Annotated in this window: 15 protein-coding genes; 7 read left to right on the top strand and 8 right to left on the bottom strand. The window is 37.5% G+C overall.

Going from position 1 to position 16,344, the window contains the following annotated elements:
- Positions 1–2: 2 nt before the first annotated feature.
- The 5 genes from ACORJQ_RS10880 to ACORJQ_RS10860 all read left to right on the top strand — a co-directional run bounded on the left by ACORJQ_RS10880 (position 3) and on the right by ACORJQ_RS10860 (position 7,792).
- Entirely contained in the window at positions 3–2,093 is a 2,091-nt protein-coding gene (locus tag ACORJQ_RS10880) for a chemotaxis protein CheA (RefSeq protein WP_321324465.1), read from the top strand.
- Positions 2,094–2,158: 65 nt separating this feature from the next.
- A complete protein-coding gene (locus tag ACORJQ_RS10875) occupies positions 2,159–2,740 on the top strand; it encodes a hypothetical protein (RefSeq protein ID WP_321324464.1) in 582 nt (193 codons plus the stop codon).
- A 191-nt stretch (positions 2,741–2,931) separates the two neighbouring features.
- Positions 2,932–3,873, top strand: a complete 942-nt coding sequence (locus tag ACORJQ_RS10870) for a hypothetical protein (RefSeq protein ID WP_321324462.1) — start codon at positions 2,932–2,934, stop codon at positions 3,871–3,873.
- A 151-nt stretch (positions 3,874–4,024) separates the two neighbouring features.
- Positions 4,025–5,920 carry a molecular chaperone HtpG gene (htpG, locus tag ACORJQ_RS10865; protein ID WP_321324459.1) on the top strand — a complete coding sequence of 632 codons (1,896 nt, stop codon included), beginning with the start codon at positions 4,025–4,027 and terminating at the stop codon, positions 5,918–5,920.
- A gap of 273 nt (positions 5,921–6,193) precedes the next feature.
- A complete protein-coding gene (locus ACORJQ_RS10860; protein WP_321324457.1) occupies positions 6,194–7,792 on the top strand; it encodes an ABC-F family ATPase in 1,599 nt (532 codons plus the stop codon).
- A 203-nt stretch (positions 7,793–7,995) separates the two neighbouring features.
- Here the strand turns inward: ACORJQ_RS10860 and ACORJQ_RS10855 are convergent, their stop codons facing one another.
- The 5 genes from ACORJQ_RS10855 to ACORJQ_RS10835 form a co-directional block, all read right to left on the bottom strand.
- Positions 7,996–8,130: a hypothetical protein gene (locus ACORJQ_RS10855; RefSeq protein ID WP_321324455.1), complete on the bottom strand. Its 135-nt coding sequence runs from the start codon at positions 8,128–8,130 to the stop codon at positions 7,996–7,998.
- 58 nt (positions 8,131–8,188) lie between these two features.
- The gene (locus tag ACORJQ_RS10850) at positions 8,189–8,323 is read right to left on the bottom strand and encodes a hypothetical protein (RefSeq protein ID WP_321324453.1); all 135 of its coding nucleotides are present in this window, start codon (positions 8,321–8,323) and stop codon (positions 8,189–8,191) included.
- A gap of 58 nt (positions 8,324–8,381) precedes the next feature.
- The gene (locus ACORJQ_RS10845) at positions 8,382–8,516 is read right to left on the bottom strand and encodes a hypothetical protein (RefSeq protein WP_321324451.1); all 135 of its coding nucleotides are present in this window, start codon (positions 8,514–8,516) and stop codon (positions 8,382–8,384) included.
- Between the two features lie 58 nt (positions 8,517–8,574).
- Positions 8,575–8,709, bottom strand: coding sequence for an SH3 domain-containing protein (locus ACORJQ_RS10840; protein ID WP_321324448.1), 135 nt, complete (start codon positions 8,707–8,709; stop codon positions 8,575–8,577).
- 494 nt (positions 8,710–9,203) lie between these two features.
- On the bottom strand, positions 9,204–12,179 hold the full coding sequence (locus ACORJQ_RS10835) for a choice-of-anchor O protein (RefSeq protein WP_321324446.1): 2,976 nt from the start codon (positions 12,177–12,179) through the stop codon (positions 9,204–9,206).
- A gap of 286 nt (positions 12,180–12,465) precedes the next feature.
- On the opposite strand from ACORJQ_RS10835, the gene ACORJQ_RS10830 reads away from it, so the two are divergent.
- Together ACORJQ_RS10830 and ACORJQ_RS10825 are read left to right on the top strand one after the other, a co-directional pair.
- Positions 12,466–13,185 (top strand): SIMPL domain-containing protein, encoded by a 720-nt coding sequence (locus ACORJQ_RS10830; protein ID WP_321324445.1) that lies wholly within the window; start codon positions 12,466–12,468, stop codon positions 13,183–13,185.
- Positions 13,186–13,187: 2 nt separating this feature from the next.
- A complete protein-coding gene (locus ACORJQ_RS10825; RefSeq protein ID WP_321324443.1) occupies positions 13,188–14,009 on the top strand; it encodes a nitrilase-related carbon-nitrogen hydrolase in 822 nt (273 codons plus the stop codon).
- Positions 14,010–14,123: 114 nt separating this feature from the next.
- On the opposite strand, the gene ACORJQ_RS10820 is transcribed toward ACORJQ_RS10825, so the two are convergent.
- The 3 genes from ACORJQ_RS10820 to ACORJQ_RS10810 all read right to left on the bottom strand — a co-directional run bounded on the left by ACORJQ_RS10820 (position 14,124) and on the right by ACORJQ_RS10810 (position 16,343).
- On the bottom strand, positions 14,124–14,651 hold the full coding sequence (locus tag ACORJQ_RS10820; RefSeq protein ID WP_321324442.1) for a hypothetical protein: 528 nt from the start codon (positions 14,649–14,651) through the stop codon (positions 14,124–14,126).
- A gap of 334 nt (positions 14,652–14,985) precedes the next feature.
- Positions 14,986–15,606, bottom strand: coding sequence for a BamJ family beta-barrel-assembly machinery protein (locus ACORJQ_RS10815; RefSeq protein WP_321324440.1), 621 nt, complete (start codon positions 15,604–15,606; stop codon positions 14,986–14,988).
- A gap of 335 nt (positions 15,607–15,941) precedes the next feature.
- Positions 15,942–16,343, bottom strand: coding sequence for a hypothetical protein (locus ACORJQ_RS10810; RefSeq protein ID WP_321324438.1), 402 nt, complete (start codon positions 16,341–16,343; stop codon positions 15,942–15,944).
- Position 16,344: the final 1 nt, after the last annotated feature.

Here is a 16,344-nt window from a genome sequence, read left to right as displayed (position 1 = left end):
CTATGGATATGATGGAAACTTTTCGCCAAACTTACCTGGAAGAGAGTTTTGAGGGTTTGGACGTTATGGAGACAGGTTTATTAGAACTGCCGCCAGGAACGCCTGATAATGAAAAGATTAATGAAATCTTCCGAGCAGCTCACTCAATTAAAGGCGGCAGTGGAACTTTTGGATTTAGTGAAATTGCTGGGTTTACTCATGTCTTAGAGACATTACTGGATGAGATGCGTGACAATCGTAGAGATGTTACGCAGGAGTCTATTGATGCGATGTTAGCCGCTGTTGATATTTTGCGAGATATGTTAACTAAACTACAAGATCATGAGCCTATTGATGAAGATCGTGCCAGTGAAGTACAGAGCGTTTTAGAAGCGATCTTGAATGGTGAAGAAGTTGAACCTATTGCTGAAAAATCCTCAGAAAGTGCCCAGCCAGAAGAACAAACTGCCGCTGGTAGTGGTTGGATTATTGACATCATTCCAGAAAAAGATTTATTACAAACCGGTAATGAACCATTACGTATTTTCAGGGAGCTAGAAACGCTTGGAAAATTAGAGGTTAAAGCAAATTGGGAAAACTTACCAAACGCCGCTACCTTTGATCCAGAGTCACTTTATTTAAGCTGGGAGCTTACTTTAACTGGCGATTCAGTTAATGAAGATGATATTAAAGAAGTCTTTGAATGGATTGATGGTGATGGTGCAGAAATTAAATTGAAAGCATTAACAACCACTAGTCAACCAGAAGCCGTTGCAGAGGTAGCCCCTGCCAAAGAAGTGGCAACTTCTGCCACACCTGAAGCTCCTGTTGCTCAAGCTGAAGTCAAACCCGCGGCTAAGCCTAAAGCCAAACCTGATACAAAAGCACCTAAACAAGAAGGTTCAATCCGTGTAGATTTAATTAAAATCGACCAAATGGTGAACTTAGTTGGTGAGCTAGTTATTACTCAATCAATGTTAAGTCAGTTTGGAGAGCAAGCTGAACAAAGCTCAGATAACTCTCAAGAAGCCAACATGGAATGGGTTGATAAACTTAAAGAAGGTTTAACCCATTTAGAACGTCATACTCGAGAGTTGCAAGAATCGGTTATGAATATTCGTATGTTACCAGTAAGTTTTGCCTTTAATCGTATGCCAAGAATTGTGCATGATGTAAGTCAAAAGCTTGGTAAACAAATAGAATTGGTTATGGAAGGTGAAGGTACTGAGTTAGACAAAACCATGCTTGAGCAGTTAACTGATCCGCTAGTACATATTGTACGTAACTCAATTGACCATGGTATTGAAAGCCCAGAAGTGAGAGTTGCGGCTGGTAAACCTGAAAAAGGGACGGTTAAAATGGCCGCTTTCCATCAAGGTGGTAATATTCTTATTCAGATTACCGATGATGGTGCAGGTATTGATTACAAACGTATTGAAGCCAAAGCCATTGAGAAAGGTGTCATTGAGGAAGATCATAATCTCAATAGGGATGAAATCGTAGATTTAATCTTCCATGCAGGCTTCTCAACCGCCGATGTGGTGAGTGATATCTCTGGACGCGGCGTGGGTATGGATGTTGTAAGAAGAAATATCCGTGGTTTAGGTGGTTCGGTAGATGTCAAAACAACGCCAGGTGTAGGTAGTGTCTTTACCATTCGTTTACCATTAACCTTAGCAATTCTTGACGGTCAATTATGTTCTGTGGGAAGTCAAACCTATGTGTTCCCATTGATTTCAATTATAGAGTCTATTCAGGTTGATAAGTCTCATGTTAAAGGCATTGCTGGCGAAACAGAATTGTATAAATTACGTGATAGCTATATTCCCGTTATTCGTTTACACAAAAAATTGGGCATTAAAGATGCCCACCAAGACCTTGAAGATGGACTGCTTGTTGTCGTTGAAGATGCTGGACAACGTGCTGGTATATTTGTGGATGACCTTTTGGGTCAACAGCAAGTAGTTATTAAAAGTTTAGAAAGTAATTTTATGAAAATTGAAGGTATTGCTGGGGCAACTATTTTAGGTGACGGTACCGTTTCATTAATCCTAGATGTCAGTGAAACCGTATCTTCGCATAAAGGTGGTAATGCTCATATGAATGTTGCATAATGCAATTCATAAAACGACCGATTTAAATTATAAAAACATTCAAGGTTTAGTGAGAAGAGATGAATATGGCAAAGCAAGAAGCAGATTATGTGTTGGGTTCTAAAGAAGTTCAACAGACCATTTTGGTTTTAAATTTGTCTATTGCTCAAATTGATCTATCCATTACAGAAGGTGATAACTCGGTAAATACATTAATTGATTCATTTACCTATATGTCACAACACATTCAACAAATTCAACAAGCTGGTAGTAAGCTTGTTGAAATGAGTGAACAAACTGGCGATGTAGATAATCATACAAATTTGTTATTGAGTGAAGCGAGTGAACTATCTGCAAAAATGCAACAAGCCATTATTGCTTTTCAGTTTTACGATAAACTTAGCCAACGTTTAGAACATGTTTCACACGGTTTAACAGGCCTGGCAGAAATTGTTTCTCATGAGATGAAAGTTAAAAGTGAATCTGAATGGGAAGCATTTAAATCAAGCGTACGAAAAGGTACAACCATGAGAGAAGAGGAAGAGTTGTTTGAACTTATCTTTGATCAACATGTGCCAACCGAAGAAGCCATTGAAATAATGAAAGAACGTATGCGTAATCGTATGCATCAAGAAGAGCAAGATGAAGAAGAGATAGAGTTTTTTTAGCCCAATCTCAAACTTACCCTCAAACTTAAAGAACCCGCATTAGCGGGTTTTTTTATGCCTAAAATTCAATTTGAAGTGACAAAATCTTATTGTTTTATTTGCCGATAAAAATAATTGAATTCTATTTATAAGTATTATTAATAATAATGGCGTCTCAAACAAATACTTAGTCACCAAAATATGAGGCAACAATGAAGTTAGCACATACAAAATACACTCAAAAAATCTCCTTAGCAGGCCTGTTAATTGGTTTTTTATTTATTCCGCTTAATGCATTAGCCGCAGGCTTAATGCCATTTGTTTTAGGTAATGCCTCGTCAGAAACAAGCGTTGCCTCTGCATCTGCAAAAGTACAGCAAGCTCTTAAAGACAATGGCTTTAATGTTGCAGGCACTTACTCACCAACTAAAGATGCAACCATTATTGTGGTGACAAATAATCAACTTAAAAAATTAGCCGCTATGTCTAAACATGGTGGGTTTGGTGCTATGGAACGTGTTGCGGTTACGAAGAAGGGCGGAAAAATTGAGGTTAGTTATACTAATCCAACTTATCTATGGAACATTTATAGAATGAAAGGTGATATTGCACCGATACAAGCGGCTATGCAAAAAGCACTTGGTAAACAGTCTGAGTTTGGTGCTGACAAAGGCTTATCAGCTGATGAATTACGTGATTACCATTATAAAATGATGATGCCGTATTTTGATGACGAAGATGAATTAGCGGAATATGATTCTTATAAAGAAGCCGTTTCTGCAGTTGAAGCTGGTTTAAAAGCCAAACAAGCAGGCAGTAAAAAAGTTTATCGTATTGATATCCCAGGTAAAGAGGTTACGGTTTTTGGTGTAGCCTTAAACTATAAAGAATCAGCAGATAAAAATATCTCTAAGAAGATTGATCTTACTGGACACTCTCATGCGGCTCATTTTCCTTATGAAGTATTGGTAGTCGGTGACGAGGTGATTGCATTAAACGGTAAGTTTAGAATTGCCATCAACTGGCCAAGTCTTTCTATGATGGGTGATGGTAGTTTTATGAGTATATCCGGTGCTCCAGATGATATTAAAGAGGCGTTGACTGCGGTAGCTGAAAATAAAAAGATAGAAAAAGAGTCAGACAGTTTGTTATAAAGTAAATCTGTTACTCTTTAAATAAAAAAAGCACAGATTTTTCTGTGCTTTTTTTGTTTTTAAGGCTTGAAAACGGTTTTTTAAGCACTATGAATGAGTCATGTTTTTATAACCAATTTAAAAACCTCAAATCAAATTAGGAGATGTATTAATGAGTGCAACAGAGACTCACGCGTTTCAAACCGAAGTAAACCAACTTTTAAAGTTAATGATTCACGCCCTGTATTCAAACAAAGAAATTTTTGTGAGAGAGCTTGTTTCTAACGCATCGGATGCATTAGATAAGTTACGTTTTGAAGCGGTTTCAAATGACGCCTTAACAGAAGGTGAAGAAGAGTTAGCGGTTAAGCTAGAGTTTAATAAAGAAGCTCGTACAATCACGATTACCGATAACGGTATTGGTATGACTCGTGATGAAGTGATTGCAAACATTGGTACCATTGCCAATTCAGGTACAAAAAAATTCCTAGAATCCATGACAGGTGACCAAGCTAAAGATTCAAACTTAATCGGTCAATTTGGTGTAGGTTTCTACTCATCATTTATTGTTGCGGATGAAGTGTCTTTAGTTACCCGTAAAGCTGGTACAGATGCCGCTGAAGGAACCAAATGGGTATCTAAAGGTGAAGGCGAATTTACTTTAGAGACTGTTGAAAAAGCCCAAAAAGGTACTGTCATCACTCTTCATTTAAAAGAAGATATGGATGAATTTCTAGATGAACACCGTCTAAAAACCATTATTACTACCTATTCTGATCATATTAACTTTCCAATTAAAATGGAAAAATCAGAGTGGGATGAAGAAGCCAAAGAATCTAAAGCAACGGGTGAGTTTGAGCAAATCAACAAGGCTACTGCTATCTGGACTCAACCAAAGTCTGAGTTATCTGATGAAGATTACAAAAACTTCTATCAAACTATCTCACATGACTTTAATGAGCCTTTAGCACATATGCATAACAAAGTAGAAGGTACTTTAGAGTACACTTCTTTGTTGTATATTCCTAAAAATGCACCATTTGATTTATACGACCGTGAACGTCGTTATGGCCTTAAGTTGTATGTTAAGCGTGTATTCATTATGGATGACGCAGAACACCTAATGCCTACTTACCTACGTTTTGTACGTGGGGTAATTGACTCAGCAGATCTACCGCTTAACGTTTCTCGTGAAATTTTACAGAGCAATAAAGTGGTTGATAAGATTCGTTCAGCTTCGGTTAAACGTGTATTAGACCAACTAGCTAAAATGGCCAAAGCGGAAGAGCAAGAAGAGTACAACGGTTTCTGGGATCAGTTTGGTCAAGTGATGAAAGAAGGTGTGGTAGAAGATTTTGCCAATAAAGATAAAATTGCCAAATTACTACGTTTTGCCTCAACAGAAAATAACTCTTCAGCAGAACAGCGTGTTTCATTAGAAAGCTATGTTGATCGTATGCAAGAAGGCCAAGAAGCGATTTACTTTATTGTTGCAGATACGCATGCGGCGGCAAAAGGTAGCCCACACCTAGAAATGTTCCGTAAAAAAGGCATTGAAGTACTGCTACTTTCAGATCGTATTGATGAGTGGTTGGTGTCGCACCTTACTGAATTTGATGGCAAACAACTTAAATCAATTACCTCTGCAGACTTAAAAGAGTTTGAAGACGAAGCGGATAAAGATATTTCTGAAGATGAAAAACAAGCGCGTGAAGCTTTAACTGAAAAAGTTAAAAAAGTGATTGAAGATAAAGTTTCTGATGTTCGCATTACGCATCGTTTAACAGATTCTCCAGCTTGTGTTGTGAGTGCAGAAGGTGATATGTCTGCTCATATGGCTCGTATGATGGCTCAAATGGGACAAGAAATTCCAAAACAAAACCCTGTTTTAGAATTAAACCCAGATCACGCATTAGTTAAAAAGCTTGAAAGTATTGATGATGAAGCCAAATTAAAAGAGTGGTCATTGTTTTTACTAGAGCAAGCTCAATTGGCAGAAGGTGATCAGCTTGAAGAGCCAGCCGAGTTTATTAAACGTATGAATGCGTTATTAAGCGAAGTGATTTAAACTCTTTAATCTATTCAATTTAAATCATTCATTTGATGTAAACCCAATTTACCAGGCCTGGTAAATTGGTTTTTTTGTTTATTAAGTAAATATACACAGATAGACTATATTTTATAAATTAATCATTAACTTAATGTATATATTCAGAAAAATCAGATGATTTTATGGCACAATAACGCCAAATTTTTAGAGCTATGGCTTTTATAGATGCATCAACAAATATTGATAGCATTTCCTCTCTTTCATAGCAAATACACAATTAAGGACAACATTTTGATTTCTACAGCAAATATCACCATGCAGTTTGGTGAAAAACCTCTTTTTGAAGATATCTCAGTTAAATTCGGTAACGGAAACCGTTACGGTTTAATTGGAGCTAATGGTTGTGGTAAATCAACCTTTATGAAGATTCTTGGGGGCGATTTAGAGCAAACGTCTGGCACAGTAAGCATCGATGAGAATGAACGTGTTGGTAAACTTAAGCAGGACCAATTTGCTTATGAAGAGTTTAGTGTTGTCGATACCGTTATTATGGGGCAGCCAGAACTTTGGGAAGTAAAGCGTGAGCGTGATCGTATCTATAGCCTGCCTGCAATGACTGAAACAGAAGGTATGTTAGTTGCAGACTTAGAAGTTAAGTTTGGTGAGATGGACGGATATACCGCAGAATCTCGTGCTGGAGAATTACTACTAGGTTTAGAAATTCCAGTAGAACTGCATTTTGGTCCAATGAGTGAAGTTGCCCCAGGTTGGAAGTTACGTGTGCTGTTGGCCCAAGCCTTATTTTCTGATCCAGACATTCTGTTACTTGATGAGCCAACCAACAACTTGGATATCAACACGATTCGTTGGTTAGAAACGGTGTTGAATGAACGTAAAAGCACAATGATTATCATCTCGCATGATAGACATTTTCTAAACAGTGTTTGCACACACATGGCTGATTTAGACTATGGTGAGTTACGACTTTACCCTGGTAATTACGATGAGTATATGACTGCTGCAACAATGGCTCGTGAACAACTATTATCTGATAATGCTAAAAAACAAGCACAGATTGCCGAGCTTAAAACTTTTGTTAGCCGTTTCTCAGCAAATGCATCAAAAGCTAAACAGGCCACTTCACGTGCTAAGTTAATTGATAAGATTGAATTAACTGAAGTTAAAGCCTCTAGCCGTGTGAACCCGTTTATTCGTTTTGAACAAGACAAAAAATTGTTCCGTTTAGCATTAGAAGTTGAAAAACTTGGTAAAACATACAATAACGATGGCGAAGTCAATGAAGTCTTTAAAGACCTAAACCTAATGTTAGAAGTAGAAGAGCGTTTAGCGGTGCTTGGTGCCAACGGTGCAGGTAAAACCACTTTTCTAAAATGTTTGGTTGGCGATACCGAGCTCACCTCTGGAGCGGTTAAATGGTCTGAAAATGTAAAGATTGGCTATTACGCTCAGGATCATGCAAGTGATTTCGAAGAAGATTTAACGTTGCTAGATTGGATGGCTCAGTGGAAACAAGAGGGCGATGATGAACAAGCTCTGCGTGCCGTTTTAGGGCGTTTATTGTTCTCGCAGAAAGAGATTGATAAGTCTGTTAAAGTGCTTTCTGGTGGTGAACAAGGCCGCATGTTATTTGGTAAGTTAATGTTACAAAAGCCAAATGTACTGATTATGGATGAGCCAACCAACCACTTAGATATGGAATCAATTGAATCACTCAATTTAGCGATGGAAAACTTTCCAGGTACCATTATCTTTGTCTCACATGACCGAGAGTTTGTTTCATCCATCGCCACACGTTTATTGATAATGAAAGAAGACGGTATTGAAGACTTTAGAGGAGACTATGAATCTTATTTAGCAACTCAAGTTTAGAAGTACAATTTTTTGAATTTTTAGTTTGCTGAAGTTAAACGATATTTTGTCGTATTTTCATTTAGTCTTTTTAAAACAGAGAAGCCCGCTATTTAATCTATAAATAGCGGGCTTTTTTGTATCTTAATTAACAGAAGCTTAGAGGAGAGGTTAGAGAGTAACTTCTGTCAATAAAGATGCAAACTTTTGTGAAACACTCTTATTTAAAAGACCATTTCTAAATGTGGTGACCAATCTGGAATATTCACACCAGCATCAGGGTTTGCTGACATATGGTGTGCAGAAGCAGTTGATACGATACCAAAAGTTAATAGTGCTGCAAAAATAATCTTTTTCATGATATTTACCTTTTCTTTTATTCTGTCTTGTTTCTTAAATTCAATCTTTTGAATCTATTTAAAAAACCATATCTAAATGTGGTGATGTATCTGGGATATAGATACCTGCATCTTCATATTCAGCCATATGGTGTGCAGACGCTGTTGAAGCGATACCAAAAGTTAATAGTGTTGCTAAGAAAATCTTTTTCATGATATTTACCTTTTCTTTTATTCTGTTTTGTTTCTTAAATTCAATCTTTTGAATCTATTTAAAAAACCATATCTAAATGTGGTGATGTATCTGGAATATAGATACCTGCATCTTCATATTCAGCCATGTGGTGTGCAGACGCTGTTGAAGCGAAACCAAAAGTTAATAGTGCTGCAAAAATAATCTTTTTCATGATATTTACCTTTTTAATTCTGTTTTAGCTTGTTTCTTAAATGTAATCTTTTGGATTTTTAAAAAACCATATCTAAATGTGGTGATGTATCTGGAATATTCACACCAGCATCAGGGTTTGCTGACATATGGTGTGCAGACGCTGTTGAGGCGATACCAAACGTTAAAAGTGCTGCAAAAATAATCTTTTTCATATTCTTTCCTTACTAAATTGTTTTATTTATTAAGTGATTAACTGTTAAAAGAAATGTGATTCTACTCATTATAGAAGAGAGGGCTTTTGGCCATCTTTTACAAGAGTCTTGCATCACAATTAAATAGATAAGTAGCCTGTAAACATTGCAACTAATTTAAGGATTTTCATTAAATGTAAATAAGTTACATATCTTGATTTACACTATAAATGTAAAATTATTACATGTCAAATTAATTTGAGTATATTTTTATTATTTTTTTATAAAATATGGGGTTTTCTAGAATTAACTTATTGATTTTAAAGTGTTAAAAGAGAAATGGTGGGAGTTGATGATTTCTGTAATTAACTAAAAAGAGTGTTAATGAATAAAAAATAAATAATAAAAAAGCCCCTAGAGTAGGGGCTTTGGTTGGGGTTAACTTTCAATCACCAGGCATTGTTTTGCCTTAACTGTAAGTTAACCTATTTAAGTTCACGTTGTTTTAATTGAGGTTATTGAGGTAGTACCTCTTCCTCAACATCATAATCTTTACGCTGTGCCCAAATGTCACTACCTAATAGATAGTCAGCAGCACTATCTGGTGCCTCAGCTGGGTCTAGTTCTTGTAACCAGATAGAATAAAGCGTTTTACCATCAGGAGAAGCGATGTTTTGCACCTCTTTTTCTTCCGCAACGGTCTTTGTAATTGCTTCATTCATGTCATCAACAGGTACTGAGGCTTCAGGATTTGATGGTACTTTTTCCCAGGTGTCACCACCATCGGTCGAGCGAGTTAAGAATAAATCTTCCTCTATACCTGTTCCCATTTCGACTGTACCGTAGGTAATAAACACGGTATTTGGATCTCTTGTTTCTAACCCTGGAATCGCTTCAGAGGTTGGAATCAATCTTGGATCCAATGTTGAAATGATGTTATTGGTAATGTTTGATACATTATATGGAGTTGTCCAGTTTGTACCATTATTATCAGAACGAGTTACCGTAAAGTTGTTAGACAAGTGCCCAACCCCTGTTAAACGCCATGATGGAGTATATTCATAACCAATAAAGATGGTGTTGCCACTTAAGAAACCACGTGGAGAGAAAGTGTTCTCCCAATTGTTTTCCCAAGTTGCATCATCTAAGTTAGCTTCAGTCCAAGACCCCACTGTTCCCTCATCATCCACAGCCACATGTGAACTTAAGTTCCAGCTATTAGAAGGCCAGGTTTCTGTGCCCATAATCGCTGCCATATCTTCTTTGGTATTTAAGTTCGATACATCGTAACCACCTTTGGCTAGACGTAAATACATGTCAGAAGAGGCACCTTGGGTTTCAATTCCAGATTTATATAGAATTCCCCATAAATGAGCATTCGGAGCTATAGCACCAGCTCCTTGACCATCCGTACCTAGAACATCTTTAGAATCAACTTGAGTAATCAATGTTAAACGTCTAACGTTTTCAAGCACAGGTGTACCATCTTCTTCATTAGGTCTAAGTTCATTAACAATCGTTCCAGGAGCAATCGGAGTAGGAGCCGTCATGTCAAAAGAGTGCACATACGCGATTTTACCTTGGTCTTGAACTGGAATGGTATCTAAGGTTTCACTATTTGGAACCCCTGGTAAGCTGGTCGCTTCACCTTTAGTTTCTTCATAACCTAAGATAACTTTATTGCCAAACAAGCCAATAATTGGTCGTGAAGCTCCTGTATCACCATTTAACAGCTGTTTTTCTACAATATCAGGCGTATCGTTGTAAATCGCTCTGATTGGATCATCGTAGTTACTAAAGCATTTGCCATTATCGCGTGGGTCTTCGTCACCAGTTGCTGTAAAGGTACCATTGTCTGCACAAAGATTTGCACAATATTGAGCACCTGTGCCATTGTCTACGTTCTCTTGTAAACAAACCGCGTTATCACTGATTGGTACTGGAGTTGCCAAGCTATACAGTGCTTTTGGTTTAAGTGTTTCATTATCGGTATCTGGTGAGCCACCAATTACTGCATCAGGATCGGCAACATCAAATTTATCCATAGTGATGTAGCTATACCAAATATCGGTTTTATGATTTGTGGTTGCACCACTCCATCCTTCACCAGGGCCAGAACCACTACCTGGGCGTAAACCTTCAGGGTCTTCTTGCCAAGACACTACAAAGCCAGTGGTATCAGAAGCAATCGTCACTTTATTTGAGTCACGACGACCAGAAGTTAATTGCTCAGGAGCAAACCAGTCAATATCGTGATCTGTTTCATTAAACACACCACGAGCCACCCAAATGCAGCTAAACGGCACTTCATGTGCTTCTACAGTTTCACCTGCATATTCTTCAATCCCTTCATAATTGATAGTGCCTTGAGGACCATTCACTAAATATAAGTCGTCTGGATAAGTGGTTTTACCATCTACGATAACCTGTTCAAGGTTTGATGGGTTACCGCTTGGGCAAAACTTATCATTCCAAGCTACCAATACTTTGTTGCCTTCGGTTTTCATTGCAGGGTGGAATGAGTGACCATAGTATGGGAGTTTTTCACCAGTACCGTAATAATCCACTTCAATAGATGAATTTTCTGCCGTATTTGAAATATTAACTGGCTTCCAGGTAGCACCCTTATCAAGGGATAGGGCCACAAAGGTATCGGCAAAGTGTTCTATGTCTGGGAGTTCAGAACTACCTGTCCCCATTAAAAAACTACCTGTCATCGTGTCAGTGTAGCTCACTAACAAAGGTCTTACAGCGGGTGCAGTGTCATCCACAGTACCAGACGCAGTCGTTTGCGTGGTATGCAACATCATACTGGCAATACTGTGACCACCGCTACCCATTGCAGGGGTTCTAGAGATATTCTTGTGTACGGTAATGTCACCACTGATGGCTGAATCAAAATGATATTCAGCTTCTTGGTCAGTTACAACGTGGTCATCTGGTGAATCTGTTGCATCAACAACGGCTTGTAGTATTGTGGCTAATTGTGCTGCAAAGGTTTCCGCTTCGGCTGGCGTCATGGCTGAAAAATCGATTTCATCCAAATTAATACCAGCATCCGTCATGGCTTGCTCTAAAGCGATAATAGCTTCTTCTGTAATGGTTATACCGTTAGAAGCAACGCCGTCGCTATCCAATGATTGTAATAAAACCAAAATATTTAAAACGCGCTGGTCAAGGGTAGCATCAGGCCCAAAAAAATCTTTTGGTGTAACTTCATCTACTGAACCAAGTAATTGACCTAGTCGGATACGATCACCTAAATAGAAAACCACGTTTTGACCATTAGCAAACTGATAGTGACCAGCTGAATCAGTTTTGCCGTTAAAACGCCCTTTGTAAGTTAAACCTTCCACAGCTGAGTCAACAAACGTACCCGTTAATGCTGTTTCACTACTAGAACTATCGCCACTATTAAAACAACCTGCAACACTTAATCCTAGAGCCAGCGTTACAGCAATTGCGATGGGTTTTTTAGTAAATATATTCATATTTCCTCTCTCTAATCTCAATTGCAAAAAAATATACAATCCTCATCAGTTATTCTATTTAGATAAGTAATTCTCCTGTATAGCCTGTTAGGGTGAATTTTTTGGTGATTGTAGAAAACCTTAATTTAGATCAACTTTTTAGATGCTCATGTGGCAGAACCGATAGCATAAAATCAATGTAAATTTAGTGGAGGGTTAATAGTCTTTAATTTCGATAACAGTTGTTGTTTAAGAATAATCACATTTACGGTAGTATTGAATAATCGATGATTTAAAAGAGATTGATATGCAAGTTAACAATAAAGTAAGTGCGTTGCTGTTAGGTTTTTTTATCTTTTTAGGCTTAAGTTCTTTAGGCTATTTATTAGGCAATTCGGCTTTGAAATATAAGCAGCTAGATAGAACGGTAACGGTAAAAGGATTGTCTGAGCAAGAGTTTAAAGCCGATATTGTGATTTGGCCTATAAGGTTTGTGGTTGCCAGCAATAATGTGGAAGATCTCTATGGCAAAATTGATGAAAACAATCAAAAAATAAAAGTCTTTCTTGAAAAGAATGGCATAAAAGCAAGTGAAATCTCTTTTGCATCACCCTCCATTAACGATAAAACCGCAGAGCAGTATAGTAATGCGATAAAGCCAGAATACCGTTATTCTGGTTCTCAAATAGTAACCGTATATTCCAAAAATATAGATGATGTTTTGGCGGTTAAAAGTAAGTTATCAGAACTGGGTAAACAAGGCATTGTGCTAACGGGCAGTGGCTATCAAACACAAACCGAGTATTTGTTTACACGCTTAAATGAGGTTAAACCGCAAATGATTGAAGAAGCTACCCGAAAAGCTAGAGAAGTCGCAGAAAAATTTGCAACCGACTCTAACAGTCAGCTAGGAAAAATCAAAAAAGCTTCACAAGGACAATTTACCATTAGTTCAAGAGATAAAAATAACCCGCAAATAAAAAAAGTGCGAGTAGTCTCTACTGTTGAATATTATCTTTCAGATTAATAATGAATATTCTTAGTATTCAATGGTCGCCAATCTGGCAAGACAACCAGGCTAATTTACGTTTGCTTCAAGAAAATTTTGAAGCTAATTTAAATAGCTCGCTACAAACCTCACCTAAAAAAACATCATTGAAAATAGATTTGGTAATACTGCCAGAGCTGTTTCATGGCGGTTTTTCAATGCAACCAGAACGGTTTGCAGAATCGATTGATGGAGAAGTGAGCCAAATTTTAGCAGGCCTGGCAATAAAGTATTCTGTTGCGATTGTTGCCGGTGTCGCACAAAAACAAGTGCGTACAACCTGCCATGGACAAGAAACCAAGTTTTATAACCGTGCCTTGGTATTTGATTCTAACGGGCAACAAATTGGTGCTTATACAAAACAAAAATTGTTTAGTTACGCCCATGAACAACAAACCTATTCTGAAGGTCATCAGCCTGTGATTGTTGATATTAAAGGTCAACCTTTTGCTGTGTTAATCTGTTATGACTTACGTTTTCCTGAGCTATTTAGGCAAGTCGCCAAACAAGTCAAAGGCATAATTGTGATTGCTAACTGGCCAGCTTCTCGGCAAACGCATTGGGAGGCCTTACTTAAGGCCAGAGCTATAGAAAACCAATGTTTTATGGTTGGCGTAAACCGCATTGGTCAAGATGGTAATGGCTTAGACTATATTGGCGGTTCAATGGTTGTTTCACCCTTGGGAGAGGTAATAGCTTATGGGGGCGAAATGGATAAGACGATGACTGCTAGTATTGATATTAGTCAAACTAATCTCGTTCGCCAGCAGTTTCCGTTTTTAGATGATATGACAATAGAATAATAAACAAGATTAGCGTTATTCAAATAATTTACTCTATGAACAAATTACATTCAGCATAGGCCATACTAGGCCTTTATACCCTCTTGCGGGGTGCGGTAAATTGCTTAATTACCGTTAATTAGGAATCTGTTTGGTATTGTTTAATGCTTTTAATGCCTTATTAATAGACTGTTTTAAATAATACGGATAAAAGTCATAAGCTCCAGAAAGCAGTTGGTCAGTAATGACTTCACCTTCGCCATTTACAAAAATCACCACCGGCAAACTGGTTAGATTGTATAAATCTTTAAATTCTTTATTTGGCAATTTATCGCCATAAAAATCAACGGTGGTTTCATCCACATTTACATTAATTTCAGTCATTAAAACAAAGCCATCTAAAGCACCAGAATACAACGTAGGTACAATTGCTTCATCTTTTAAATTTTGAGTTGATTTTAAACCTTTGGCTGAGAACAAGATGGCAATTGGAATATTTTGTTTAATCGCCTTTTTCCCCAGCTCTTGTAAATTGGTAGCAATTGGTAATACGCTTGTATCGCTGTAAGCATTGACCGAAAACAGACTCGAAAACAAAAGCGAAATTACCAGGCCTGGTAAAACCAAAATTGAGCGAAAGGAAACCTTTTTAAACACAGTCATCTTGTTAATCCTTTAAGTAACATAAAACCAAAAACATAACATGCTAGTTATCGTGTTAGTTATATTACCAGGCCTGGTAAAAGAGAAAATGATTTTATCAATTGAATAAATACAGAGAGAATCGTTTGGTTTTAATAGCTGATGTTGTAGGTTGGAATGTAGGCGAAGCTGATTAAATTAAGATGATTAAATTAAGATGATTAAATTAAGATGATTAAATTAAGATGATTAAATTAAGATGATTAAATTAAGATGTGTAAATTAAGTTTAATACTAGGCAAAGCAGGTTGCTTTGCCTAACTAAATAGTATGAGTAGATTGTGCTAATTATTAACTAAGCAACAATATCTAACAACTCTACATCAAATACTAAAGTTGAGTAAGGAGCGATCTTTCCACCAGAACCTTGAGCACCATAGGCTAATTCTTGAGGAACATATAAACGCCACTTAGAACCTGTAGGCATTAACTGTAAAGCTTCTGTCCAACCCGCAATAACACGGTTAACAGGGAACTCAGCAGGCTGGCCACGTTCTACTGAACTATCAAATACCGTACCATCAATTAACGTACCGTGATAGTGAGTTGAAACCGTTGATTCAGCACTTGGTTTCTCGCCAGACCCTTCAGTAAGAATCTCATACTGCAAGCCTGATTCAGTTACAAAAACACCTTCTTTTTTAGCATTTTCAGCTAAAAAAGCTTCGCCTTCAGCCGCTGCAGCTTGAGCTTTTTCAGCTTGTTTTACTTGCATAATATCGTTAATTTCTTGAAACGCTTTCGCAAAGCCAGCATCATCAATTGGGCTAGCAACACCAGAAAGAGCATCAAGAACACCAGCGGCAACCGCTTCAGCGTTAACACCCTCAAAAGGGTCAGAAGCTAATTGATCACCCATTTGACGACCAATTCCGTAACTGACAATGTCAGCAGAAGACGTATAGTTATTAGACATATTAAAAGTCCTGTTAATGAGACCGTTGTACGAACCAATGAGCGGATAAATACGGCTATAATCCTCAATCTTCAGCCTAAAAAATACGCCCAATAGCTTTGGCTATTATGCGTATTTTTTAGACTAAATCTAAAGAATTCTATCGCGTTTTTCTCTCGCCCCTGGCTCGTACAAAGGTCTCTAAAATGAAAAACGGCTATCTTAGCATAAATGGACGAATGATAGGAAAGCAGGGGGGATATCGGTGTTTAAAACCTTAAATAAATTTACCCTATGCTCACAATATATAATTTGCCACAGGACATACCAGGCCTGGTAAATTTGAATAACTTCACTCAAATCATGCCACGTACTTTAGCCGCTAGCCACGGTGAAACTGCACTAACAAAAAGCACCAAAAGAAATAAGTCTCCTTTCATGATATTAAATACCTGGAGTATTTCCAGCCAGGTATTTCCGATTACATAATGCCCAAATAGAAACTCAAAGGATAACGTAAGCAATACCCAAAATAGACCAATCCAAATGTATACCTTGGGTTCGGTTGAGTCGAAGAATGAGATAAAAGCAAATGTGATTATAAAAACCAAAATAGATAACAATATACCGCTTAAAGGCAAAGCAAAATTAGCCCCTATGGTCGGAACCAGTACTGACTCATGAAATATTCCATTTAATATGGCAGCAATAACAATCACAAGCCATAATCCGGTTGCTTTGAGTAATAGGATGCTCATT

This window comes from Thiomicrorhabdus sp., assembly GCF_963662555.1.
Classification (GTDB): domain Bacteria; phylum Pseudomonadota; class Gammaproteobacteria; order Thiomicrospirales; family Thiomicrospiraceae; genus Thiomicrorhabdus.
The sequence above is the reverse complement of the archived record's forward strand: the minus strand, read 5'-3'. Positions and strand labels throughout refer to the sequence as shown.